The 24,115-nt window shown below is 70.2% G+C and carries 15 protein-coding genes, 5 tRNA genes and 1 riboswitch; of the genes, 8 read left to right on the top strand and 12 right to left on the bottom strand.

The features are described from left to right. Positions 1-240 precede the first annotated feature (240 nt). The 3 genes from ACWGI6_RS09220 to hrpA form a co-directional block, all read right to left on the bottom strand. Complete coding sequence (locus ACWGI6_RS09220) at positions 241-474, bottom strand: DUF6274 family protein (RefSeq protein WP_453266902.1); 234 nt, start codon at positions 472-474, stop codon at positions 241-243. A gap of 426 nt (positions 475-900) precedes the next feature. Continuing rightward, positions 901-975, bottom strand: a tRNA-Asp gene (locus ACWGI6_RS09215). A 94-nt stretch (positions 976-1,069) separates the two neighbouring features. Next, complete coding sequence (hrpA, locus tag ACWGI6_RS09210; RefSeq protein WP_453266901.1) at positions 1,070-5,176, bottom strand: ATP-dependent RNA helicase HrpA; 4,107 nt, start codon at positions 5,174-5,176, stop codon at positions 1,070-1,072. A 135-nt stretch (positions 5,177-5,311) separates the two neighbouring features. Between hrpA and ACWGI6_RS09205 the strand changes: the two genes are divergently transcribed. Further along, entirely contained in the window at positions 5,312-6,424 is a 1,113-nt protein-coding gene (locus ACWGI6_RS09205) for an ABC transporter permease (protein WP_453266900.1), read from the top strand. Between the two features lie 185 nt (positions 6,425-6,609). On the opposite strand, the gene ACWGI6_RS09200 is transcribed toward ACWGI6_RS09205, so the two are convergent. The 4 genes from ACWGI6_RS09200 to ACWGI6_RS09185 all read right to left on the bottom strand — a co-directional run bounded on the left by ACWGI6_RS09200 (position 6,610) and on the right by ACWGI6_RS09185 (position 8,690). Further along, positions 6,610-6,683: transfer RNA gene (locus ACWGI6_RS09200), tRNA-Phe, on the bottom strand. Positions 6,684-6,687: 4 nt separating this feature from the next. Beyond that, positions 6,688-6,762, bottom strand: a tRNA-Asp gene (locus tag ACWGI6_RS09195). 48 nt (positions 6,763-6,810) lie between these two features. Beyond that, a tRNA-Glu gene (locus ACWGI6_RS09190) sits at positions 6,811-6,883 on the bottom strand. A gap of 82 nt (positions 6,884-6,965) precedes the next feature. Next, complete coding sequence (locus tag ACWGI6_RS09185; RefSeq protein WP_453266899.1) at positions 6,966-8,690, bottom strand: metallophosphoesterase family protein; 1,725 nt, start codon at positions 8,688-8,690, stop codon at positions 6,966-6,968. A 120-nt stretch (positions 8,691-8,810) separates the two neighbouring features. Here ACWGI6_RS09185 and ACWGI6_RS09180 point away from each other — a divergent pair, with 120 nt between their 5' ends. From ACWGI6_RS09180 to ACWGI6_RS09160, 5 genes are all read left to right on the top strand, one after another. After that, entirely contained in the window at positions 8,811-9,161 is a 351-nt protein-coding gene (locus ACWGI6_RS09180; RefSeq protein WP_453266898.1) for a metallopeptidase family protein, read from the top strand. A gap of 196 nt (positions 9,162-9,357) precedes the next feature. Next, on the top strand, positions 9,358-10,017 hold the full coding sequence (locus ACWGI6_RS09175) for a hypothetical protein (RefSeq protein ID WP_453266897.1): 660 nt from the start codon (positions 9,358-9,360) through the stop codon (positions 10,015-10,017). A gap of 271 nt (positions 10,018-10,288) precedes the next feature. Further along, positions 10,289-12,439 carry a DEAD/DEAH box helicase gene (locus ACWGI6_RS09170; RefSeq protein ID WP_453266896.1) on the top strand — a complete coding sequence of 717 codons (2,151 nt, stop codon included), beginning with the start codon at positions 10,289-10,291 and terminating at the stop codon, positions 12,437-12,439. Between the two features lie 178 nt (positions 12,440-12,617). Then, positions 12,618-12,693, top strand: a tRNA-Lys gene (locus ACWGI6_RS09165). Between the two features lie 265 nt (positions 12,694-12,958). Further along, the gene (locus ACWGI6_RS09160) at positions 12,959-14,101 is read left to right on the top strand and encodes a PP2C family protein-serine/threonine phosphatase (protein ID WP_453266895.1); all 1,143 of its coding nucleotides are present in this window, start codon (positions 12,959-12,961) and stop codon (positions 14,099-14,101) included. 57 nt (positions 14,102-14,158) lie between these two features. Here the strand turns inward: ACWGI6_RS09160 and ACWGI6_RS09155 are convergent, their stop codons facing one another. After that, complete coding sequence (locus ACWGI6_RS09155) at positions 14,159-15,334, bottom strand: DUF2332 family protein (protein ID WP_453266894.1); 1,176 nt, start codon at positions 15,332-15,334, stop codon at positions 14,159-14,161. Positions 15,335-15,626: 292 nt separating this feature from the next. Beyond that, positions 15,627-15,773, top strand: a riboswitch (cyclic di-AMP (ydaO/yuaA leader). 11 nt (positions 15,774-15,784) lie between these two features. Between ACWGI6_RS09155 and ACWGI6_RS09150 the strand changes: the two genes are divergently transcribed. Next, on the top strand, positions 15,785-16,900 hold the full coding sequence (locus ACWGI6_RS09150; RefSeq protein WP_453266893.1) for a M23 family metallopeptidase: 1,116 nt from the start codon (positions 15,785-15,787) through the stop codon (positions 16,898-16,900). Between the two features lie 70 nt (positions 16,901-16,970). Next, positions 16,971-17,927, top strand: a complete 957-nt coding sequence (locus ACWGI6_RS09145; protein ID WP_453266892.1) for an aldo/keto reductase — start codon at positions 16,971-16,973, stop codon at positions 17,925-17,927. A 139-nt stretch (positions 17,928-18,066) separates the two neighbouring features. On the opposite strand, the gene ACWGI6_RS09140 is transcribed toward ACWGI6_RS09145, so the two are convergent. From ACWGI6_RS09140 to ACWGI6_RS09125, 4 genes are all read right to left on the bottom strand, one after another. Next, positions 18,067-18,372 (bottom strand): hypothetical protein, encoded by a 306-nt coding sequence (locus ACWGI6_RS09140; RefSeq protein WP_453267002.1) that lies wholly within the window; start codon positions 18,370-18,372, stop codon positions 18,067-18,069. Positions 18,373-18,483: 111 nt separating this feature from the next. Continuing rightward, positions 18,484-18,978, bottom strand: coding sequence for a very short patch repair endonuclease (locus tag ACWGI6_RS09135; RefSeq protein WP_453266891.1), 495 nt, complete (start codon positions 18,976-18,978; stop codon positions 18,484-18,486). A 24-nt stretch (positions 18,979-19,002) separates the two neighbouring features. Beyond that, positions 19,003-20,862, bottom strand: a complete 1,860-nt coding sequence (gene drmB / locus ACWGI6_RS09130) for a DrmB family protein (RefSeq protein WP_453266890.1) — start codon at positions 20,860-20,862, stop codon at positions 19,003-19,005. A 1-nt stretch (position 20,863) separates the two neighbouring features. Beyond that, positions 20,864-24,112, bottom strand: a complete 3,249-nt coding sequence (locus tag ACWGI6_RS09125) for a helicase-related protein (protein WP_453266889.1) — start codon at positions 24,110-24,112, stop codon at positions 20,864-20,866. Positions 24,113-24,115: the final 3 nt, after the last annotated feature.

Genomic DNA, 24,115 nt, shown 5'->3' with positions numbered 1-24,115 from the left:
GGGGCCTTTGTGCGCGGACCCTGCGGGCTCGTTACTGACCCGTTCACAGGTGGTGCAATTGCACATATTAAATTGACCGGTTGTATGGGGGGTGTAAGTTCCACATCCCGCCAAACTTGTTCGGTGACACCCGTCACACTACGCGGCGCTTGAAGACGATACGTCCGCTGCGGTAGAGAACTTCCCCCCGCCACGCCCAACAGCCTGCCGCCGCGCAGGCGGTGGCACATCCGTCGTTGGTCATCGGATCGTGGGACTTCCGTCCTCGGCCGCCGGCGGCTCACAGGCGGCCGAAGGCGGGACGGGGGCGGACGCGGCCGCCGGATCCCCGGAGCGGGCCGTGTGCGGCTCCATGGCGAGCCGCAGCAGCTGGTGGCAGATGGGGCAGTGCCGCGTCAGATGGCGATAGCCCGTGGCCGCTGACAGATGAGCCCGCAGCAACGCCCTGGTCTCGTGTCGTACCGCAGTCGTCATGGTGCATACCTCCCCGGCCCCGTGCCCTCCCTCAGTGAGTACCGGCGGTACGTGCCGCCGTCAATACGGCGGGCAGCAAACCGGCTACGCACCGCATTCGGTGGGGGCGGATGTGGACAGAGGTACGGCCCGCGTTCGGTGGGGCCGCGAGCGGAGCGCGGCGGTACGGCTAACCGTCCGCCAGGGGGAGGGGCGGAGCGGCGCCCGCATCGGCTCGCGGTGCGGGCGGGGGGAAGCGGTACGCCCCTCATCGGCCCGCGGTGCGGGCGGGGAAAGCGGCACGGCCCGCGCCGGTTCGCGATGCGGGCCGTACGGGAGTGTCCTGACGGGATGTGCGGTGTCCGGGGCCGGCCGCGCGGTGGGATGTGGGCCGGTCCGGAACAGCAGTACGGCCCGCATCCGAGAAGGATGCGGGCCGTAAAAATGCGGTCCTGACGGGATTTGAACCCGCGGCCTCCACCTTGACAGGGTGGCGAGCACTCCAAACTGCTCCACAGGACCTTGCGTTTCGCTTTCCGCTTGCGGCGGGCTGCGAAGCAAGACTGTACAGCAGGTCAGGGGGTGCGGTCGAACTCGATACCGGTAGCCCTGGTTCCTACGGCGCGGCGGCGTCCACCGCCTTCACGATGCGCTTGTCGGAGACCGGATACGCGGTGCCCAGAGCATGCGCGAAGTAGCTCACCCGGAGCTCCTCGATCATCCAGCGGATCTCCAGCGCCGCGGCCGGTACCGGGCGGCCCTGCGGGAACTGCTCCAGCAGCCAGGCGTATTCGTCCTGCATCTCCTTCACCTTCGCCATACGGGTGCGGTCCCGCTCGGCGTGGGTGGGCAGCTGCTGCAGCCGGCGGTCGGCGGCCACCAGATAGCGCATCAGGTCCGGCAGCCGCTTGGCGCCGTGCGCCGTGACGAAGCCCGGCTTGATCAGCGCCGCCAGCTGCTCCTTGACGTCCGCCAGCGACGGCAGCAGGGAGGGGAACGTCGTCTCCTTCAGCCGGCGCTCGCACGCCTGCCAGGCGGCCAGCACCTCCTGGACCTGCTGGATGGTCTTGAGCGTGACGTCCACCAGGTCGGTGCGGACCGCGTCGAACAGCTTGCGGAAGGACTCCTCGTCCCAGGCCGGACCGCCCCGGGCCGCGATCAGGCGGTCGGCGGCGGCGGTCACACAGTCCTCGAAGAGCGCCGTGATGGAGCCGTGCGGATTACGGGACAGCGCCAGCTTCTGCTGATTGCTGAGCTTGCCCTGCGCGAACTTGGCCGGATTGGACGGGATGTTGAGCAGGATGAGCCGGCGGGTGCCCGCCCACATCGCCGTGAGCTGCTCGGCCTCGGTGTCGAAGAGGCGTACGGCGACGCTGCTGCCCTCGTCGACCAGCGCCGGGTAGGCCTTCAGCGGCTGGCCCCCGCGCCGGGTCTCGAAGGTGCGCGCCAGGGTGCCGATCGTCCAGGACGTCAGCCCGGTCCGCTGCTCCGGGCCGGCCGGCGCCCGTCCGTCGCCCGCGCCGCCCTTGCGGTCCCCGGCGGGCCGGTCGGCGGCCTGCTCGAAGGCCTTGGAGATGGCCGCCCTGGTCTTCGGCTTGAGCTTCAGCCGCAGCGCCTCCAGGTCCTTGTCCTCGGCGAGCTTGTGACGGCGCTCGTCGACCACCCGGAAGGTGATCCTGAGGTGGTCGGGGATCTTGCCCGGGTCGAAGTCGGCGGCGTCGACCGGTACGCCCACCATCCGCTGCAGCCCCGCGGCCAGAGACGTCGTCAGGGCGCCCTGCAGGGGGACCGTGGAGTCCAGGAAGCGGGCCGCGAAGTTCGGCGCGGGGACGTAGTTACGGCGGATCGGCTTGGGAAGCGACCGGATCAGCTCCGTCACCAGCTGTTCGCGCAGGCCGGGGATCTGCCAGTCGAAGCCCTCGGAGGAGACCTGGTTGAGGACCTGGAGGGGGATGTGGACGGTCACGCCGTCCGCGTCGGCGCCCGGCTCGAACTGGTAGGTGACCTTGAACTTCAGCTTTCCCTGCCGCCAGGAATCCGGATAGTCGTCCTTCGTGACGGCCTCGGCGGATTCATTGATGAGCATCGAGTGCTCGAAGTTCAGCAGCTCCGGCTCTTCCCGGTGCTGCTTCTTCCACCAGGCGTCGAAATGCGCACCGGAGACCACATCGGCCGGAATGCGCTGGTCGTAGAAGTCGAAGAGGGTCTCGTCGTCCACGAGAATGTCGCGGCGCCGGGCGCGGTGCTCCAACTCCTCGACCTCGCCGAGAAGTTTGCGGTTGTCATGGAAGAACTGGTGATGGGTGCGCCAGTCGCCCTCGACCAGGGCGTTGCGGATGAACAGATCCCGCGAGGTCTCCGGGTCGATACGGCCGTAGGCGATCTTGCGCTGGGCGACGATCGGGACGCCGTAGAGCGTCACCCGCTCGTACGCCATCACCGCGGCCATCTTCTGTTCCCAGTGCGGCTCGCTGTACGTCCGCTTCACCAGATGCTGGGCGAGCGGCTCGATCCACTCCGGCTCGATCTTCGCATTCACCCGCGCCCACAGGCGGGACGTCTCGACCAGCTCGGCGGACATCACCCAGCGCGGTGGCTTCTTGAAGAGCGCGGAGCCGGGGAACACCGCGAACTTGGCGCTGCGGGCGCCCAGATATTCGTTCTTGGCGTCCGTGTCCTTGATGCCGATGTGCGAGAGCAAACCGGAAAGCAAGGAGGTGTGGATATGGTCCGGCGCCGCATCCTCCTCGCTGAGGTGAATGCCCATGGTCTTGGCGACCGAACGCAGCTGGGAGTAGATGTCCTGCCACTCACGTATCCGCAGGTAATTCAGGAACTCGCTCCGGCACATCCGGCGGAAGGCGGAGGAGGACAGCTCCTTCTGCTGCTCGCGGATGTAGCGCCAGAGGTTGAGGAAGGCGAGGAAGTCGGAGGTCTCGTCCCTGAAGCGGGCGTGCTGCTGGTCGGCCTGCTGCTGCTTGTCGGCGGGCCGCTCGCGCGGGTCCTGGATGGACAGCGCCGCCGCGATGACCATGACCTCGCGGACACAGCCGTTGCGGTCGGCCTCCAGCACCATCCGTGCCAGCCGCGGGTCGACCGGCAGCTGGGAGAGCTTGCGGCCGAGCGGGGTCAGGCGTTTCTTGGGGTCCTTCTGCCGGGCGTCGAGCGCGCCGAGCTCGCTCAGCAGATCGACGCCGTCCTTGATGTTGCGGCGGTCCGGCGGGTCGATGAACGGGAACTTCTCGATGTCGCCCAGGCCGGCCGCGGTCATCTGCAGGATGACGGAGGCGAGGTTCGTACGGAGGATCTCGGCGTCCGTGAACTCGGGACGGGAGAGGAAGTCGTCCTCGGAGTAGAGGCGGATGCAGATGCCGTCGCTGGTACGGCCGCAGCGCCCCTTGCGCTGATTGGCGCTGGCCTGCGAGACCGGCTCGATGGGCAGCCGCTGGACCTTGGTGCGGTAGCTGTAGCGGGAGATACGGGCCATGCCCGGGTCGATGACGTACCGGATGCCCGGGACGGTCAGCGAGGTCTCGGCGACGTTCGTGGCCAGCACGATCCGTCTGCCCGTATGCCGCTGGAAGACGCGGTGCTGCTCGGCGTGCGAGAGCCGCGCGTACAGGGGGAGGACCTCGGTGAACGGCAAGGCCTTCTTGTTGAGTGCGTCAGCGGTGTCACGGATCTCCCGCTCGCCGGAGAGGAAGACCAGGATGTCGCCGGGGCCTGCCGACTGCAGCTCGTCCACGGCGTCGCAGATCGCGGTGATCTGGTCGCGGTCGGCGTCCTGGCCGCCCTCTTCCAGCAGCGGGCGATAGCGCACCTCCACCGGGTACGTGCGGCCGGAGACCTCGACGATCGGGGCACTCGGCTTCGCCCCGTCCTCGCTCCCGGATGCACCCGCCGGACCCGGAGCACCCTCGTCGTCCGTCGCCTCCACGGCGGCGAAGGCACCGAAGTGCCGTGCGAACCGCTCCGGGTCGATGGTCGCGGACGTGATCACGACCTTCAGGTCCGGGCGCCGGGGCAGCAGCTGGGCCAGATAGCCGAGGATGAAGTCGATGTTGAGGCTGCGCTCGTGCGCCTCGTCGATGATGATCGTGTCGTACTGGCGCAGCTCGCGGTCCGTCTGGATCTCGGCGAGCAGAATGCCGTCCGTCATCAGCTTGACGAGGGTGTCGCCGCCGACCTGGTCGGTGAAGCGGACCTTCCAGCCGACCGCCTCGCCCAGCGGGGTCGCGAGCTCCTCGGCCACCCGCTCGGCGACCGTACGGGCCGCGATCCGGCGGGGCTGGGTGTGCCCGATCAGCCCCCGGATGCCGCGGCCGAGCTCCAGACAGATCTTGGGGATCTGCGTCGTCTTGCCGGAGCCGGTCTCACCGGCGACGATCACGACCTGGTGGTCGCGGATCGCGGCGAGGATCGCGTCCTTCTTCTGGCTGACCGGCAGCTCTTCCGGATACCTGATCCTGGGCACCGCGGCGCGCCGCTGGGCGACCCGCAGCTCCGCCTCGTCGATACCGTCGGCGATCTCGGCGAGTACGGCCGTCCGGGCGTCGGGCTTACGGATCCGGCGCGCGCCGTCGAGCCGTCGCCCCAGCCGCTGCTGGTCCCGCAGCATCAGCTCGGGCAGACGTTCCAGCAGTGCGGGGAGGGTGGGAGCGGAGGTGCCGGACACGGCGGGAGCATTGCCGTCGGGCAGGGCGGAGGCAGGCTGACTGGACATACGTCCCCCAGGATCTCACCTCACGTAATCGACTGGCGAACCATTTGCCCGCACGGCCGGATCGCGGGCACCGAGGCCGCCGCACACGGGGTATCTGCCCAGGTATGTCCGGCATCGCTGCTTTAGCGTGTTCCTATGTCTGATCATCGCGGCGATTCCGGCCCGCCCGACGATTCCGGCCCGCCCGACGGCGGACCCGCTGCGGACGGCGCACACGGCGGGCCGCGGACCCTGGCGGAGAAGTGGACGGCCTTCAAGAAGTCGCCCTACTTCCCCGCGGTCGTGCTGATCTTCATCGTCGCCGCGGCGGCCGGGCTGTTCGCCGGCTCGTACACCTACGCCATGGCCAATCCGACCCCGCGGTCCATCCCCACCGCCGTGGTCGGCTCCCCCGACACCCCGCCGGTGAAAGCGTTCACCCAGGGGATGGAGAAGGCGCTGAGCGCTTCGCTCCAGTTGACCGGCTACGCCACGTACGGCCGGGCCCGGCGGGCCGTCGACGAGCAGGAGGAGTTCGCGATTCTGCGCGCCCGCGGCAAGGGCGTGGAGCTGGATGTGTCCGGCGCCTCGGGCGCCACGGTGGCGCAGCTGCTCGCCCAGTCCGGCGCGAAGGTCGGCAAGGCGATCGGCGTCGACGTCCGGATCCGGGACATCAAGCCGCTGCAGAAGGGCGATCCGCGCGGGCTCGCGCTGTTCTACATCTCGCTGGCCGCGGTGATCATCGGCTTCGTCGGCGCGATCCAGCTCAGCGTGCACGCCAGCGCCCTGGAACCGGCCGAGCGGATCGCCTGCACCGCGGTCTATGCACTGCTGGGGGGCTTCTCCATTGCGGCGGTGGTCGACTGGTGGCTGGGTGCGCTGCGGCTGCCGTTCGTGGAGTCCTGGCTGATCCTCGCGCTGACGATGTTCACGTCCGGCATGGTCTTCTCGATGTTCAACGCCCTCATGGGGCGCTGGGCGATGATCCCCACCTGGGGACTGATGGTGCTGCTGGGCAACCCCTCCTCGGGCGGCGCGGTTTCCTGGCCGCTGCTGCCCTCCGCCCTCGGCCTCGTCGGCCGCTGGCTGCCTCCGGGCGGCTCGGTCAACGCCCAGCACACCGCCGTCTACTTCGGCGGCCACCAGCACGCCTTCCCCTTCCTGGTGCTGGCCGGCTGGTCGGTGCTCTCGTGCACGGTCTTCTGGGTCTGGCGGCACCGCCACCCGGGTGGCCGCGACACGACGTCGGCGCCTGCCGCGGACGCGTGAGACGGCGGGCCCGCGGGCGAGGGCACCGGGCGAAAAAGCGATGGGCCTCGGGGCCACGGGGGTGATCAGCGGCGGCGCCCGGCTGATCTTCCGGAAGCCGGAGAGCGAGCGCGCCGGGAAGCTGTCGCCGACCGGATAGGAAAAAGGCCCCGATTCGAGGAATCGGGGCCTTTTTCCAATGGGTGTGGCTGGGGCCGGGGTCGAACCGGCGACCTATCGCTTTTCAGGCGATCGCTCGTACCAACTGAGCTACCCAGCCGCAGCGGTCCTGACGGGATTTGAACCCGCGGCCTCCACCTTGACAGGGTGGCGAGCACTCCAAACTGCTCCACAGGACCTTGCATTGTGCGAAAGCGGCGTGAACCAGTCTCGCACACGGTGATGCGTGCCCCCAACGGGATTCGAACCCGTGCTACCGCCTTGAAAGGGCGGCGTCCTGGGCCACTAGACGATGAGGGCTGGTGGCCACCTTGGCGTCGTTACCGGCGCCGTCGGGGACGTGAGAAGCATATGGGATGGGAGGACCGTTCGCCAAAACGGTTTACCGGGGGCTGCCGGAAGGGCTCCTGGCCGGGTGGGAAGGGGGGCCGGACGGCGTGCCGGACGAGGGCCTGGCCGAGTGCGGAGAGCCGGACGGCGAGGGCGTGGCGCCGGGTTGGTTCTCGCGGGGGAGGTGGCGGCTGACCTCGGCCCGCGACAGGCCCAGTCCGCCGAGGGTGATCTCGTCCCACGCCTGCAGCCGTTTCGTCGTCCGGTCCAGATAGAGCACCGATGCCTCGACCGGTGCGGGCTTCTTGTTCTGCACCGCGCGCAGCCCGCCGCCGCCCGTGGAGCCCTCGACCATCAGCCGGGTGCCCTGGGGGAGCGTGGTGTTCTCGCGGTGGTGGATATGGCCGGCCAGCGCCAGCGGGGCCAGGCCGTCCGCCTCGGTCGCCGCGGTGGGGTTGTGGGCCAGCGCGATATCGACGGGGGTGCCGGCCAGCCGCTCGGTGCGCAGGGAGTCGGCGAGCCGGCCGCCGGCGGTGCGCTCGGCGGGGTCGCCGGCCGCCACCACGGAGCGGTCCGGAGTGAACTGCGGGTCGCCGACACCCGCGATGCGTACGCCGGCGACCCGGGCGACCTTGCCGTGGTCGAGGACGGTGACGTGGGTGCGGCCGGTCAGGTACTTCTGCGTGCTACGCGAGTCGTGGTTGCCGCGCACCCAGACGTACGGGGCGCCGAGGGCGGAGACCGGGTCCAGGAAGTGGTTCTCGGCGGCCGAGCCGTGGTCCATGGTGTCGCCGGTGTCGATGATCACGTTGATCCGGTACTGCTTCACCAGGGAGGCGATGATCCGCCAGCTGCCCGGGTTGAGGTGGATGTCGGAGACATGCAGAACCCGGATGGTGGTGGGGTCCGGCTGGTACACCGGCAGCGTCGAGGTGGCGTCGTAGAGCTTGGTCACGTTGGTGACCAGGCGCGCCAACTCCTTCTGGTAGACGTTGAATTCGCTGACGATGTTGCGGGCGTTGCCGACCACGGACGGGGCCGAGGAGAGCAGTCCGGAGAACTTCGGCTCCAGTACGGACTTGGGGTTCCAGGTGGCGTACGCGGTCCCCGCGGAGGCGGCGAGCAGGGCGAGCGCCAGACCCCCGGCGGCCAGCGCGCGGCGCGGGCGGCGGTAGACGGCCAGCCCCAGCGCCGCTGCGCCGGACGCCACGGCGACGCAGGAGTGCAGCGCGAGCCCCAGGGTGCCGCGGGTGACGTCGTGGGTGACCTCGTCCTGCAGGCCGGCGAACCTCTCGGGGTGGTCGACCAGCGTCCGGGAGCGGACCGGATCCAGCCGGTCGACATCGACATCGAGCCGTACGGGTGCGTAGTGGCTGCTCAGTTCCAGGTCGCCGAGGGGCGGGACATTGATCCTGGTGCCGCCGGTCAGCGAGGGGCGCAGCGCCATGCTGGTGTCCATCGGGCCGACGGGGGCGTGGACGCCGCCGATCAGGGCCAGCCCCAGCCAGGCACCGAGGGCGGCGACGGCCATCAGGCCGAGGGCGGAGCGCAGGGGGCGGCGCGGGGCGTCATCGAGCAGGGGGGTGGGGGGTGACGGGTGGCCAAGGGGTGGCGGCTCGGTGCGGGTGGCAGCGGAGGACGTACGGCGGGAGCGGTAGGCGCGGCGGACGGCTGCGGGCAGTGCGGGTACGCCGTCGAGCCAGGTACGGAGCAGCCGGTGCAGCGGGTGGTGCGGTGTGTCGGGGTTCGGTATCCGGGAGCGCGCGGCGCGGGCCATTGGTCCCGTATGCCCTGCCGTGGTGCCGTTAAGCGGGGAGCGGTGGCTTCCGGTTGGGGTGCGGTATGGCGTGCGGGCCGCGACGATCGGTCGTGGGGCCGGGTGGCGGAGAATGGTGGTGTGCTGGAAATGATGCGCGAGGAGTTCGAGGAACTGGTCGCCGAGGCGCTGGACCGGATTCCGCCGGAGCTGACCCGGCTGATGGACAACGTGGCAATTTTCGTCGAGGACGAGCCCTCGTCCGACGATCCCGAGCTGCTCGGGCTGTACGAGGGGACGCCGCTGACCGACCGTGGGGAGTGGTACGCGGGGGTGCTGCCGGACCGGATCACCGTCTACCGGGGGCCGACGCTGCGGATGTGCGACACGCGCGAGGACGTGGTCGCGGAGACCGAAGTGACGGTCGTTCATGAGATCGCGCACCACTTCGGGATCGACGACGAGCGGCTGCACGCGCTCGGCTACGGCTAGGGCGGGTCCCCCGCGGCCGGCGCTTATCGGCCAGGTCCGCGGGGCCGGGTCTTACGGGGCGGCGCGAGTCCGGGTCCGGCCGGAAGGCGCGGCCGGGGCGATCGGCCGGGCCGTGTGCGTGTCCTCAGGTGGGGAGCGGGAGTTGGGCAGGGCGTCCGTGCCGCTGTCCCTGCGCTCCGGATCCGGAGGTCCCGCCGTGCGCCCGAGCCCCTGCCACCACTCGTCCCTGACGCCGACACCGTCCCTGTCGCCGTCCGCCACCCCTGCCCCCTCGTCGCGCCCGCCTGCGCGCCGTACGTCCTCCCGGGCCGTCGCCGCGGCCGTGGCCGTCTCCGCGCTGGCCGCTTCGCTGGCCGGCTGTATGAGCGTGAGCGATCCGGAGAAACCGAGACCGTCCGGCAGTACGGCGCGCCACGACGGGAGGGGCGGGCTGTCCGGCCCCGGCGGGGTGACCGTGGACGGCCGTGGCGGCGGACCGCGGCGGATGGGCCACAACGGCGCCGGGCACCCGGCCGGCGGCGACGACAAGGCGGAGAAGTCGTCGGGGAGTGCAAAGCCGACGCCGTCCGAGCCCGGTACGCCGTCCCAGCCCGTGCAGCCGTCGGGCCCCGAGCCGGGCGCGGGCGGTGTCCACGGCGGCTCCGACGGTCACGGCCGCCCCGGGCACCCGAAGCCGACGCCGTCCCGCCCCGACCACCCCGTCACCCCGCCGGCCTCACCCCCGCCCAGTACGCCCCCCGCGCAGCCGACCCCGCCGCCGAGCAACCCCCCGCCGCCGAGCTCCCAGGCCTCCGGACCGTCCCCCGTCGCACCGATGTCGCCGTCGTCCTCGTACCTGTACGAGGACGACGCATAGCGGATCAAGGAGGGGCGCGGCGGAAGGGCGCACGGCCTCGTGCGGACAGGTGGCGTCAGGGGCGGATGGCAGGGGCCGGAAGGTCATTTGCCATCCGGGGGCCGGAGTGCGTATGGTGGTAGATCGTTTGATCCCATTTGCCCGGCGCCAGAAAAGAAGCGCGCCGCGTGGCGCGTTCTCTCCCTTGCCGTGGCTGACCGCATAGAGGCGGTCGTGTGAAACACACGGAGTTTGGGCGCGTGCCGAGACTCCGGAAGGTTTCGCATTTCGCATGTCCATTTCCACTGAGCAGTCCGTCATGCCCGCATCCGACGAGCAGACGGTTCCCGAGGTGACGGCGGCCGACGAGGCGCCCGAGACCGACGCGGCGGAAGCCGCCACCGACACCGTCACCTTCGCCGACCTCGGACTGCCCGAGGGCGTCGTCCGCAAGCTCGCACAGAACGGGGTCACCACCCCCTTCCCGATCCAGGCCGCGACCATTCCGGACGCGCTGGCCGGCAAGGACATCCTCGGCCGCGGCCGCACCGGATCCGGCAAGACGCTCTCCTTCGGTCTGCCGACCCTGGCCCAGCTCGCCGGCGGCAGCACCGAGAAGAAGAAGCCCCGCGCGATCATCCTCACCCCGACCCGTGAGCTCGCGATGCAGGTCGCGGACGCGCTCCAGCCGTACGGCGACGTGCTCGGCCTGAAGATGAAGGTCGTCTGCGGCGGTACGTCCATGGGCAACCAGATCTACGCCCTGGAGCGCGGCGTCGACGTCCTCGTCGCCACCCCGGGCCGGCTGCGCGACATCATCAACCGTGGCGCCTGCTCCCTGGAGAACGTCCAGGTCGCGGTCCTCGACGAGGCCGACCAGATGTCCGACCTGGGCTTCCTGCCCGAGGTCACCGAGCTGCTCGACCAGATCCCCGGCGGCGGCCAGCGGATGCTCTTCTCCGCCACCATGGAGAACGAGATCGGCACCCTGGTCAAGCGCTACCTGACCAACCCGGTCACCCACGAGGTCGACAGCGCCCAGGGCAATGTCACGACCATGACCCACCACGTCCTCGTCGTGAAGCCGAAGGACAAGGCGCCGGTCACCGCCGCCATCGCCGCCCGCAAGGGCCGCACCATCATCTTCGTCCGCACCCAGCTGGGCGCCGACCGCATCGCCGAGCAGCTCGTCGAGTCCGGTGTGAAGGCCGACGCGCTGCACGGCGGCATGACGCAGGGCGCGCGGACCCGGGTGCTCGCGGACTTCAAGGACGGCTACGTCAACGCGCTGGTCGCCACCGACGTCGCCGCCCGCGGTATCCACGTCGACGGCATCGACCTGGTCCTGAACGTCGACCCCGCCGGTGACCACAAGGACTACCTGCACCGCTCGGGCCGTACCGCCCGCGCCGGCCAGTCCGGCACCGTCGTCTCGCTGTCGCTGCCGCACCAGCGCCGGCAGATCTTCCGCCTGATGGAGGACGCGGGCGTGGACGCCTCGCGCCACATCGTCGGCGGCTCCGGTGCCTTCGACGAGGACGTCGCCCGGATCACCGGTGCGCGTTCGCTCACCGAGGTCCAGGCCGAGTCGGCCAACAACACCGCCAAGCAGGTCGAGCGTGAGGTGAGCGAGCTCACCCGCGAGCTGGAGCGCCTGCAGCGCCGCGCCACCGAGCTGCGCGAGGAGGCCGACCGGCTGACCGCCCGCGCCGCCCGTGAGCGTGGCGAGGACCCGGCCGAGGCGCTTGCCGCCGCCGCCGAGACCGCCGAGGCCGAGGTCGCCGCCGCAGCCGCCGTACCGGCCCAGGCCGGTGCGTCGGACGAGCGCCGCGACGACCGGGGCAACTTCGAGCGCCGTGAGCGTCGTGACGACCGTTCCGGTGGTCGTTCCTTCGACCGTCGTGACGACCGTTCCGGTGGCGGTTTCAACCGTGACCGTCGCGATGACCGTTCCGGTGGTCGTTCCTTCGACCGTCGTGACGACCGTTCCGGCGGCGGCTTCAACCGCGACCGTCGTGACGACCGTTCCGGTGGTGGCTTCAACCGTGACCGTCGCGATGACCGTTCCGGTGGTCGTTCCTTCAACCGTGACGACCGTTCCGGCGGCGGCTTCAACCGCGACCGTCGTGACGACCGTTCCGGCGGCGGTTTCAACCGTGACGACCGTTCCGGTGGCGGCTTCAACCGCGACCGTGGCGACCGTCCGAGCCGCCCGTTCAACCGTGACGACCGCTCCGGTGGCCGTCCGTCCTCCGGCGGCTACCGCTCCGGTGGCGGCGACCGCCCGTTCAACCGTGACGACCGCTCCGGTGGCCGTCCGTCCTCCGGTGGCCACCGCTCCGGCGGCGACCGTCCGTACGGCCGCCGTGACGACCACCGTGGCGCCACGACCGGCTCCTACGGCCGCCGCGACGACAAGCCGCGCTGGAAGCGCAACGGCTGATCACCGACGCTGATCCGCAGGGCCCGTACGCACTCAAGTGCCGTACGGGCCCTGCGCGTTGAGGGGCGGGCGGCGCGTCCCGTCCGGCCCGCCGGCGGGTCCCGCGGCGCCCGGCCGGGCAGCCTGATCCCTAATGGCTTCGGGCTGTGGCAGCTCCTCGGGCTATGCTGCTCGGTGCGGGCCATTAGCTCAATTGGCAGAGCAGTGGACTTTTAATCCATTGGTTCAGGGTTCGAGCCCCTGATGGCCCACCAGAAGCGGACGGGAGCGCCGTCCGGCCTGCTGAGCAGCGCCCCGAGGGCCCGGACCGATGCGGTCCGGGCCCTCGGCGTCGGCCGGGTCGCAGGCGGCTCTCAAGTGGGCCTGCGGGGAGCGGGCTTGTGACGCCTCCGGCCGCGTGACCCATCCGGACCCCGACGATTCGCCGCCCGGCGCCGTAGCCGAAACGCTGGGGAGGCCGACGCGGCCGCCACCACGGTGCTCGTACGGACGGGCAGGAGTGGGAAGAGGCCGGTGCGGATGCTCCAGGACGAAGCGCCCTCCAGGGACGACGGGGAGCGGCGGGTGGGCCGCGGCCGGCCGGCCCGCTCCGGCCGCCGCCTGGTGCGCCGGCTCCCCGCCCTCCTGCTCGTCGGCGGCCTCGCCTTCGGCATCGGGACGTCGGCCGGCTACACCGCCGCCCCCTTCTTCTGCGCCGCCCCGCTGATCGCCGCGTCGCTCTCCTCCCTGCGCACCACCGCCCTCACGGCCCTGGCCGCCGTGCTCGGCGAGACCTGGGTCGTCACCTACCGCGGTGTCGCCGAGGACACCTACGAGTCGGTGGCGGAGATCGCCATGGTCTTCGTGGTCGCCCTGCTGGCCCTCGGCATCAACCGGTTCGTCCGGGTGAGCGATGCCCACCTGGCATCCGTACGGGACATCTCGGAGGCCGCCCAGCGCGCCGTACTGCCCACACCGCCCGAACGGCTCGCCGGCCTCGCCGTCGCCGCCCGCTACGTGGGTGCGCTGGCGGATGCCCGGATCGGCGGCGACCTCTATGCGGTGCAGGACACCCCGCACGGCGTACGGCTGATCGTCGGCGACGTTCGCGGAAAGGGGCTGGAGGCGGTGGAGGCCGCGGTGATCGTCATCGGTGCCTTCCGCGAGGCGGCGGAGCAGGAGACGACGCTGGAGGCGGTGGCGGGCCGGCTGGAGCGGGCGCTGCAACGGGAGGGCGGACGGCGCGCGGGGCTCGACGAGTTCGAGGGGTTCACCACTGCCGTCCTCGCCGAAATCCCCGCCAACGGGCAGTCCGTTCTGCGGGTGCTCAACCGCGGCCACCCGTCCCCGCTGCTGCTCACCCCGGACGGCGGGCTGCGCGAGCTGGTGCCCGCGGTGCCGGCGCTGCCCCTGGGAATGAGCGAGGTGGCGAGCTGGCCGGACCGGTCGGACGAGACGTTCTTCCCGGCCGGCGCCCTGCTGCTGTTCTTCACCGACGGGGTGACCGAGGCCAGGGACCTGCTGGGCCGCTTCTACCACCCGTCGGGCAGACTGCGCGGCCGTCGTTTCCCGGGCCCGGACGCCCTCCTGGACGCCCTCGTCGAGGATGTCGCACGGCATACCGGCGGCGCACCGGCCGACGATATGGCGCTGTTGGCGGTGCAGCGGCCGATGGGGGCGTAGGGGAGGGACGCGCAGGGCGCCGGGGGACGGGGAGCCCGGGAGCGCGCGGGCGTCCGCTCAGCCCCCTGCCACGCCTCCCGCCGCGCCCTCCGTCCCCGGCAGCCGGTGCAGGCTCTCCCCGTGCGGACCGGTGAGCGCGACCGGGCGCTCGTCCAGGGCGAGGGTCAGCATCAGCGCATCGTCCGGGTGCGGTGAGCGATGCGCCGGCGCGGTGATCCAGGGCAGGACGGAGTGGTGCTCGTGGGAGAGCCAGTGCCCGCCGCCGGGCCGTCCGCGCAGCAGCGACCGTACGAGACGCGCGAACTCCTCGCGGCGGACGGGCGGGAGGCCGCTCAGCACGGCGCTGTGGAAGATGACCAGCGTCGCCCCGGGCGGCGCCTCGGCGGCGAGCGCGGGCAGCTCGTCGAGCAGATCGCCGCGCACCATCCGCGGCCGCGGCGCCGGCCGCACCGCCTCGACGGCCGCGGACAGCCGGGCCGCCCGCTCCGCGTCGCCCGGCCATACGAGCGCCTGCAGCCAGCGCAGATCGTCCGGTTCGGCAACCGGGTCGAGCGGATCGAGGCCGATACCGGCCCGCCAGACGATCCGGGGCATCGGGCCGGGCAGCTCGTCGGCCGTCCATCCCGTACGGCACCTCAATACGAGCGGGCTCTCCGGTGCCCCTGCCTCGGCCCGGAGGGTGTCGCCCCGGAGGGCGTCTCCCGGGAGGTCACCCCTGCCCGCGCCCTCCGCTTCGTTGTCCTCGTCCTCGTACCGGTAGCGATAGCGGTCGGGATGCAGACCCAGCCCCGCCGACGCGCCGACCTCCAGCAGCGCCAGCGGCTGCGGCAGGCGGGCGAGCAGCGGCAGCAGCGTCGCGCAGTGGGCCGGCTCATCGGTCCGGGGCGAGCGCTGCATGATCACCGCGCGCACCTCGTCCCAGTGCCGGATCGTCCACTCGCGCCAGCGGCCGTACGCCATTTCACCGCGCGGCCCCAGCTCGGCGTGCGGGCCGTCGAGATAGCGGACGGCGGCGAGCAGAAGGTCCGGCTGCTGTTTGCCGCCGGCCGGCAGCGACCCCGACAGCAGATCGCAGAGCTCCTGGTCCTGGCTGATCCGCGCGCTCAGCTCCTCGTGCGCCGCGGACCACCCCCGTGCCCGACGCCAGGAGAAGTCCCCGTACCGCTCCGCCACCTCCCAGGCGCCGGCGGCAGCGCTCTCGACGTTCCCGGTGTTCCCGACGTTGACGGCCATGATCCGACGTTACTGCTCTCACGTTCCGTAACCGAGGGGCACCCCTCCGCATAACAACTGGCACACAATCCACGCGAGATCGTTTAGGCGTGGGCGGCCAACTCGCCCGATTTGTGGCCGTGGTGGCCGAAAAAGTCCACGCCAAAGCTGTTGTGGGGCCGTGATGAATTCCCGGGAAGGCTTGGAATCCGGCTGCGATCTCTATTACTGTCCGATAACGCAGCGCGGTCGTCCCAGCCGTCGCAAGAGGCGGCACCGCGCGCCGACGCCGAATCCCGCACGCGCTTTTCACGCACCTCCAGCACCTCGAACTGCACCAAGGGAACCGGGGAACCACTTCCTTGGGGTGAATCGGACGCCCTCCGCCAGGGGGCGCCCGTAGGAGACCTTCCTGCTCCGAACCCGTCAGCTAACCCGGTAGGCGAGAAGGAAGGAAAGGAGAGCGCCCCCGTGGCGTCCAACAGGCCTGCCCCCGAGGGTCCGTCCGCCTACGACCTCGATGACCGAGGTGCCTTCCCGGGCCCCGGTGATGCGGACACCATCAACGACGGACCGTGGGAGGAATGGAATCCCACCGAGGATTCCGTCCGCTCCGTCCGCGGCAAGCACCGGGTGGCCAAGCAGCGCGGCGGACTCGCCCGCGGCGGCACGGTCCTGGGCGTCGGCGTCATCGCGGCCGTCGGTGCCGGCGGAATGGCGTCGGCCGAGGGCCGCCCCGCGGTGCCGATCTCGATGCCCGACGTCGGCGGCATGGCCGACGAGCTCGCCGGCAAGCTGCCGGACGCCAAGTCGCTCCCCGGCATCGGTGACCTCATATCCGACTCGGGCGCGGACTCCACCGCGGCCGAGGGCGCCGCCACGGGCGATGCGGCCGCGGCGGCCTCCGGGCCCCTCACCCGGGCCGCCGGGACGGACTCGGACACGGGCGCCGCCGAGGCGCTGCGCAGCCGCATCCTCCAGCAGGCCGACGCGCAGCAGGGCGCAGCCGATCAGGAGTCCCGCGAGGCCGCCGAACACTCCGCATTCCAGAAGGCCGAGAACGAAGCCGCCGCTCACCAGAAGTCGGCCGAAAAGGCCGCAGCAGCCAAGAAGGCGGCCGAGATGGAGGCCAAGCGCGAGGCCGAAGAAGCGGCCCGGCAAAAGGCGGAGGCCGCCCGCCTCGCCAAGCTGGCGAAGAACTTCATCGCCCCGGTCTCCTCGTTCACCCTCACCGCCGGCTTCGGCCAGGCCGGCGACCGCTGGGCCGCGGACCACACCGGACAGGACTTCGCCGCGCCGACCGGCACTCCCATCAAGGCAGTGCACTCCGGCACCATCACCCAGGCCGGCTGGGCCGGCTCGTACGGCTACCGCATCGTCCTCACCCTCGACGACGGCACCGAACTCTGGTTCTGCCATCTGTCCTCGATGGTGAAGACCTCCGGCAAGGTCACCACGGGCGATGTCATCGGCCGGGTCGGCGCCACCGGCAATGTCACCGGCCCCCACCTCCACCTGGAGGTGCGCCCCGCCGGCGACCCGATCGACCCCATGCCGTGGCTGCGCGACCACGGCATCAACGTGTGAACTTCTGACGGGGTTGCTGTTGGGGGGAGCGGGAGGAATAACTCCCCGCCCCCCAACGCTGCAACCACGCATGACCGCCACACACACCCCCCGAAACCGCAGGCCCCTCGGCTCGCTCTCCGTCTCCTCGCTGTCCCTCGGCGGCAATGTCTTCGGCTGGACGGCCGACGAAGCCGAATCCTTCGCCGTGCTCGACGCCTACCTGGCGGGCGGTGGCAACTTCATCGACACCGCCGACGTCTACTCGGCCTGGGTCCCCGGCAACAAGGGCGGCGAATCCGAGACGGTCCTCGGCAACTGGCTGTCCTCCCGCGGCAATCGCTCCGATGTCGTCATCGCCACCAAGGTCGGTGCCCACCCGGACTACAAGGGCCTGTCCGCCGCCACCATCAAGTCCGCGGTCGACGAGTCCCTCACCCGTCTCCGCACCGACTACATCGACCTCTACTACACCCACTACGACGACGAATCGGTCGAGGTCGGGGAGTTGCTCACCGCGCTCGACGACCTCGTGCGGGCCGGCAAGGTCCGCGAGATCGCCGCGTCCAACATCTCAGCGACGCGCCTGGAGGAGTCCCTGGCCTTCTCCGCCCGCGAGGGTCTGGCCCGCTACGTCGCCCTCCAGCCCCACTACAACCTGGTCTCCCGCGACACCTACGAGGGCGAACTCGCCGACGTCGCCGCCCGCCACGGCGTCGCCGCTGTCCCGTACTACGCCCTCGCCTCCGGCTTCCTGACCGGCAAGTATCGTCCGGGCACCGCCACCGAAAGCGCCCGCTCCGGCGCCGCCGCCCGGCATCTGACCACCGACCGCGGCCTGCGCGTCCTCCAGGCCCTCGACACCGTCGCCACCGCCCACGAGGCCGAGGTGGCCACCGTCGCCCTCGCCTGGCTCGCCGCCCAGCCCACCGTCGTGGCTCCCCTCGCCAGCGCCCGGACGGTGGCCCAGCTGCCGGCGCTGCTGGCGGTGGGGGACCTGACCCTGACGGAGACGGAACTGACACTGCTGAGCGAGGCGTCGGCGTAACCGACACCTCAACAGGGTGGTGGGGTGGGGCGGTTGTGGTGGCGCGCCACCCCCACTTGCTGCCGTCACACCCGGGTGGCGCGGAACGTCATACCTGTGCCGTCACACCCGGGTGGCGCGGTCCGTCATACCCGTGCCGTCACACCTGACGGCGGTCAACCACCACCCACGACGTCACGGCAACCCCACCCGCCACCGCGCACACCGCAGGCCAGGCCCCGATCTTCTTGGCCAACGGATGCGACCCGGCAAAGGCGGCCACGTACGCCCCACCCAGCACCGCCGCCGTCGCATTCCCCGCCTTCTGCTGCCATCCCCTGGCCGCCACCACTCCGCCCGCGGCGAGCGCCACCCCACCAAGCGGCCGCTTCTTGGTCCAGCGGGCTACGGCGTAGCCGCCGACGAGGCCGGTTGCTGCAACTACTGCGGTGGGAACTTCAGCCATCACCATAAACTCCGCTTCATCGGGCAATTTCCTTAGAACCCTACGTTCGGCACTGCGGCTGCTTGCGATAACCCGGCTCCCCGGAGCTACGGAAGCGGTGTCGCCGTGCAGCTAGGAGCGGCGCTCTCCTTCTCGGCCAAGGGCTTGCGTAGGGGGATGTCGGTGGCGACCCCCTTGTGCGTGGCTCTTGGCTGCTTGCACTGCTTGGGTCACCTGCTCGGCCACGCTCTCCGGGGTCTCGTGCTCCCAGAAGCGCAGTACCGTCCATCCTGCCGATTCGAGATGACTGGTGGTTTCGGCGTCGCGGGCCATGTTGCCCTCGAGCTTCGTGCGCCACCACTGGGCATTGGCCTTGGGGCTGGTTGCGTGCTCGGGGCAGCCGTGCCAGAAGCAACCGTCGAGGAACACGGCGATGTGCAGGCCGGGGAAGGCGATGTCGATGGTGCGACGGGCCATCCCCGGCACGCGGCGCTGCAGCCGGTAGCGCAGGCCGGAGGCGTGCAGCAGTCGTCGTACGGCGAGCTCCGGCTTCGTGTCGAGCCTGCCCTGCCGTCTCATGCGCGCGGAGACGCCGGGGGACGACGGGGAGACGGGTGGGCGTGCCATGAGCCAAGAATGGCTCATCACCGATCAGCAGAAGAAGCCGGTCACCTTCTCATCGGGTGTGCCCACGAGGAGCGCACGGTCGAGAAAGGTGTTGTTCATCTCGCAACTGGTTTCGGGGAGGAGTATGCAGGCGTGGCAGGCCGCGCGATTGAGGCCATGCACGCCGCTGCTGTCGGACTCCATGCACAGGGGGTCCGCGGAGCACCAAGAGATCCGAACGAGGGCCGACCGTAGGGACTCCGCCAGGCGGTTCGGTTCGCCTTGGGCGACGATGCCGCCGAGGCTTCCCGCCGAGTCGCTGGTGGCGGTGTAGAGGAGGACACCCGCCATGTCGTCGTCGACGTAGAGGCGCTCCCGCAGAGAGGACGCGGGATATCCACAGTCCAGACTCCATTCGTTGATCAGGGCGTGGGCGAGGGTGTGGAGGAGGACGAAGCGGGTGGTCACGGGGGAGTGGACCGGCGCCCCGTCCTCGGCACGTTGGCGCAACCGGCGTTCGTGGTTGCGGCGCAGGGCCTCCGCGCGGGCGGCGGGGGTGTCCGTGCCCGAGAGGGCTTCCCAGGCACCCAACTTCTCCGGGTCGAGGCTGAGGAAGACACCTTCGCCGATGACTTCGATGGCCGGCAGCCAGTCGATCTCCTCGCCCCGGGCGAGCCTGACCGCGCGCTGTCGATCGGCCTCTGTCGGTAGGAGCGGTTCGATCCGGGTGAAGCTCTGCAGGGCCCGAACCTCACGCAGACGCTTGACGAGCATGGTGCGGTCGACGCCCGGTATTTTCGCGTTCGTCGATCCTTCTGCTTCCGGCTCGACGCAGACGAAGTGCTCGTTCTCCGGCAGCTCCTCCGTGACGGTGCACAGCTGTCGGTATTCCTCCTGACGGAGAGCAGAGGATGCCTCGAACCCAGTGATCTCCTCGGGATCCTCCGAGCCCTCCTGTGTCACGTCCTCCATCGTCCGTACGGCCTTGACGACCTCCTCTGTGGTGTAACGGCCCTTGTCGAGCCACCCCTCGTCCCGGGCGAATTCGCCGATCCGGTCGTCGCTTTTGCCGACCAGATGGCGCTGTTTCCGCTCCACGAGCTGGATCAGTTTGTTGTGCCAGGGTGGGATGGACAAAGCGGATGCCACCGTTGGGAACCAGGCGGCGGAGGCGCCACGCTGCAGAACCCGCAGGGAGCTGCTGCAGTTGTCCTCGCGGGCTTCCCGGCCGAGCCATGGGCGTCCTCCTCGACAGGCGATGCCCAGTGCAGCCATGGAATCCCGGCTGAACGCGCCCTCCAACGAACCGCTCTCACCGCATCCGCATTCGATCACGATGCCGCGCAGACTGGCCGTACGCCCCTCGCTGCGCAGCTTCAGGTCGGCTTTGCCTGGGTCGCACTGATTGCGTGACCTGCGCTCTTCGCTACGGCGGGAGTGCAGCCAGCGCCAGTAGGGGAACTCGTCCAGGTGGCCGTGCGGGCAGGCGACGACGAAGCGGGAGGGGGTGAGCGGTACGTTGCAGTCACCGCAGGTGTTGTCGGTGCGCCGGTTGCCGAAATCCCGGAAAGGCTTCAGCGCATGGCAGTCGGGGCAGGCGTAAGTTTCCGGGAAGCGGCGTACTTTTACGCCGTTACCCGTGGGTGCCTGGGCGGCAGGGGGCAGGCGGAAGCCTTTGACACCGAGACGCTGTTGCAGGCGAGGCTCATATATCGCGTCGTCGTCCCGGGTCCCCCAGGTGTCCAGGCCGCTGACGATGTACGACTGGTCGCCGATGGCGATCAGCGAGCCGACGCCGTACGTGGTGATCTGCTGGGCGCGTCGGACCGAACCCAGCGGAGTCCTTCGTTTGTTCTCTCGATGCGCTGCGGTGCCAGGGGTGCCGGACGGCGATCGACGTGCCATTTCAGCTCTCCAGGTAGAGATCGGACTCGGCATCGACGTCACGGAGGCTCCACAGTGTGTCGTGGGCGTGCTCGAGGTCGAGGTCGGAGTGGGTACGGAGCAATGCGGTGTCGGGGTCGCGGTCCGGATTCGGGCTGAAGGTGTACGGCGCTTCGTAGACGAGCCTGTCGTTCTCCCCGGCGAGTCGGAGCCAGTGGGCGATGTAGTCCCGGAGCTGGGCGTCGGTGGCGTCCGCCTCGTCCGCCGCGATCTTGTGTACTCGGTCCACCAGCTGTCGACGCAGTTCGTGTAGGTCCTCCACGAAGCCAGCCACACGCGCGGCGGCGGAGTTGGACCGGGCTAGGGGCAACATCAGCCGGGCCAGGCCGACGAAGACCGCGTGCAGGGCACGGTCGCGGGCGCGGGCGGAGTACGGAGTGACACTGGTCGACTCGACCTGCTTGTAGAGGGCCGAGTGGTAGGCGACGAAATTCTCGTAGTGGGACACGTCGCGCGAACGGGCGGCGTTGAAGAGGGTGATGACGAGGCCGGGGTACTTTCGGCCGACACGACTGGTCGCCTGGATGTACTCGGCGGTGGTCTGCGGCTGGCCCATCACGGCCATCAGTCCGAGACGGTCGACGTCGACCCCGACGGAGATCATGTTGGTGGCGAGCACGACGTCCTGTGCCGATCCGGACGCGAAGGTTCGCTCAAGTGCATCCAGGCGGCCCCGGATCTCGCTGGACGGCACCCGGCTCGTCAGCTCTCCTGGGACGACCTGCCGGGCCGACCCACAGTCGTCCCATTCGGCGTGGGTCTTCAGTCGCTCGTTCACATCGGCGTGCACTTGCAGTTCGGCGGCGGCGAGCAGACGGAGGCTGTTGAAGTACCCGATCACGGTCCAGTAGGCGTCGCGCACCGCTTCGTCGCCCTCGACCTGCTGGCCGTTGTGCAGCAATGAAGCGTACGCGCGGATCAACAAACTGGCCTGGGAGACGCCGGGTGCCAGTAGGCCGACGTAGCGGCGCGAGGCCTTCCGCTCGGCCGATGCCTGCACTGCGAACCAGGAGTCACGGGCGTCCAGACCGGCTGGGGGGAACTGCGCGACATTCCGGTTGAAGAGGGCTGTGCCCTGCTGTTGGGCGCGGCGGATGGTGGCCGTCGAGGCGATGATCTTGGGTTTGTCCGCTGCCAGGTCGATCGCTGCCTCGTACAGGCCGGCGAGCGTGCCCAGAGGGCCCGAGATGAGGTGCAATTCGTCCTGGACGATCAGCTCGGGCGGCGGAGTGCCACGGGGACCCGTGCTGCGGTTGAACAGGGCGGCCACATCGTCCCGCCAGGCCACCCGGGCAAACTTGTCGGCAGTGGCGATGACCAGGGTGGGGCGTATCCGGTACAGCTCTGAATCCACCACGTGCACCGGCAGGCCCTCCCGATAGGCGCACTCGCCATCGGGGCAGCTGATCGCCATGTGCCCGCGGTCCATATCGACCGTGTAGTTATCCACCTGGAGGGCGGTGCCGCACCATGGGCAAGCGCTGAGCTGGACCGGGTTCTGCTCTTGGAGGGTTGCGCCCTTCTGCAATTTGCGGAGGGCGGTCTTGGCCTCCTCGAGTGTGTTGGGGGTGGCTGCCTTACCCACCCACATGCCGATGGAGATCGGCTCGTGCCCCAGGCGGTCGGGATCCTCGGCGCGGATCCGGTCCATGGCACACATCAACCGGGCTGCGCGCTCGAACTGCTGCAGTGTGAGCAACCGGAGGGTGTAGCGCATGAGCACAGTGACGCCGGCTCCGGACTCGCCGTCCCCGTTCTCGTGCTGGCGCAGTCGACGGTGGAACACCGTGAAGGCGATCAGGCCGAGATATGCCTCGGTCTTGCCGCCACCGGTCGGGAACCACAGCAGATCGACGGTGCCGCGGTCCTTGTGCTCGGGATCCACGATGCCGTTCAGGCAAAGGAGCAGAAAGCCGATTTGGAACGGGCGCCAGGTCCCCTGCGGCCGCGGGTGTCCCCTTCGACCGTTCTTGATCCACAGGCTGCGGCCGAGCTGCAGCGCCATGACTTCGTTCGCCTTCCGAAAGGCATTCATTGCCCGCTTGCCGGCCGGTTCGTCACCTGCCAACAGCACGATGCCTGCTGCCATGCGCTGCCGGGCCTCGTGGCAGTGGCGCAGCTGCTCCTCGGCCAGTTGTAGGTACTCGGTGTCCCCGTACGGACCCCCGCGCAAGCCCTCGATGTCGCCTTCGCGTGCGATGATCCACTGTCCATAGGCGTGGACCAGTTCTCGGAGCGAGGCGATGACCTCGTCCGCAGTGGCATCGGCCAGGGTCTGCATTCCCAGATGACGTACGTCGATGTCTGGATTGGAGTCCGTGAGCAGCACCTCGTGAGTCGGAACGGACTCGGTCCAGACGGAGGCAACTCCGGCAGGTTCGGGCGCAGCAGCGTAACCGGGGGTGGGCGGAGTCCAGGTCCAGTCGGCGGCGCAGCCGTGGCCGGTGGCGAAGGCGGGGGCATGTCGGTGAAGCAGTCGATTCAGCCGGACCTCGGCGTCGACGCCGCCCGCCGCCGGGCGTTCCACCAGGGCAGGTGCTCCGTCGGGTACATCGATCCGCAGACCGAACTGAAAGAAGCAGTGGGTGTCCTTGATGTCACGCGTCCCCACGCGGTGTGTGTTCACCAGCGTGGCGGTCACGGCCACTGTGCCCCGAGTTTCGCTCGGCCGACGCACTCGTATGCGGAGCTCCAGGCCGTCTGCCAACTTGATCGGGTCGTGACCGGGGCGAGTGACGTCGATGGTCGGGGCGCAGAGCTCAAGACGGCGGCGACGCCAACGGAGGTCTTGTGTCCGAGTGGTGCGGCGCTCGGCCCGCTGCGGCACGGTCGGCCGGCCTCGGCCGTCCACCGGGTCGTACACCGCAGCGGTGGGGCTGATCCGGATGGTGCGACTGCGTGACGGGTCCACGGCGAAGGTGATGCCCATCGCCGACGGGCGCGGCACGTTCGCCAGGGTGATGCCCGTGTCCGGAACCTCGTCGACAGTGAGCGTCGAGTCGGCTTCGTCGTAGTCGCTCTCGTCCGCCTCCTCGCGGGCGAGCTCGTCCTCGGCGCGCGGGAACAGGACGCCCGTGGCGTAGGTGGTGACGGGCCAGTCGTCCAACTCTTCGGTGGAGTCCGAGGCCATACCGGTCGGGCCCAGCAGGTCGGCCTTGAGCCGGTCCACCAGCTCGGTACGGAAGCGGTAGTGCTCCTTGTGATCAGGCATGGT

This window comes from Streptomyces sp. NPDC054786 (assembly GCF_053611685.1).
This window is presented reverse-complemented; position numbering and strand designations above follow the sequence as displayed.

What these genes read in the sequence shown, in the direction of transcription:
- ACWGI6_RS09220 (WP_453266902.1), bottom strand. Translation starts at nt 474, where the DNA reads ATGACGACTGCGGTACGACACGAGACCAGGGCGTTGCTGCGGGCTCAT.
- hrpA (WP_453266901.1), bottom strand. Translation starts at nt 5,176, where the DNA reads ATGTCCAGTCAGCCTGCCTCCGCCCTGCCCGACGGCAATGCTCCCGCC.
- ACWGI6_RS09205 (WP_453266900.1), top strand. Translation starts at nt 5,312, where the DNA reads ATGTCTGATCATCGCGGCGATTCCGGCCCGCCCGACGATTCCGGCCCG.
- ACWGI6_RS09185 (WP_453266899.1), bottom strand. Translation starts at nt 8,690, where the DNA reads ATGGCCCGCGCCGCGCGCTCCCGGATACCGAACCCCGACACACCGCAC.
- ACWGI6_RS09170 (WP_453266896.1), top strand. Translation starts at nt 10,289, where the DNA reads ATGTCCATTTCCACTGAGCAGTCCGTCATGCCCGCATCCGACGAGCAG.
- ACWGI6_RS09160 (WP_453266895.1), top strand. Translation starts at nt 12,959, where the DNA reads ATGCTCCAGGACGAAGCGCCCTCCAGGGACGACGGGGAGCGGCGGGTG.
- ACWGI6_RS09155 (WP_453266894.1), bottom strand. Translation starts at nt 15,334, where the DNA reads ATGGCCGTCAACGTCGGGAACACCGGGAACGTCGAGAGCGCTGCCGCC.
- ACWGI6_RS09145 (WP_453266892.1), top strand. Translation starts at nt 16,971, where the DNA reads ATGACCGCCACACACACCCCCCGAAACCGCAGGCCCCTCGGCTCGCTC.
- ACWGI6_RS09140 (WP_453267002.1), bottom strand. Translation starts at nt 18,372, where the DNA reads ATGGCTGAAGTTCCCACCGCAGTAGTTGCAGCAACCGGCCTCGTCGGC.
- ACWGI6_RS09135 (WP_453266891.1), bottom strand. Translation starts at nt 18,978, where the DNA reads ATGGCACGCCCACCCGTCTCCCCGTCGTCCCCCGGCGTCTCCGCGCGC.
- drmB (WP_453266890.1), bottom strand. Translation starts at nt 20,862, where the DNA reads ATGGCACGTCGATCGCCGTCCGGCACCCCTGGCACCGCAGCGCATCGA.
- ACWGI6_RS09125 (WP_453266889.1), bottom strand. Translation starts at nt 24,112, where the DNA reads ATGCCTGATCACAAGGAGCACTACCGCTTCCGTACCGAGCTGGTGGAC.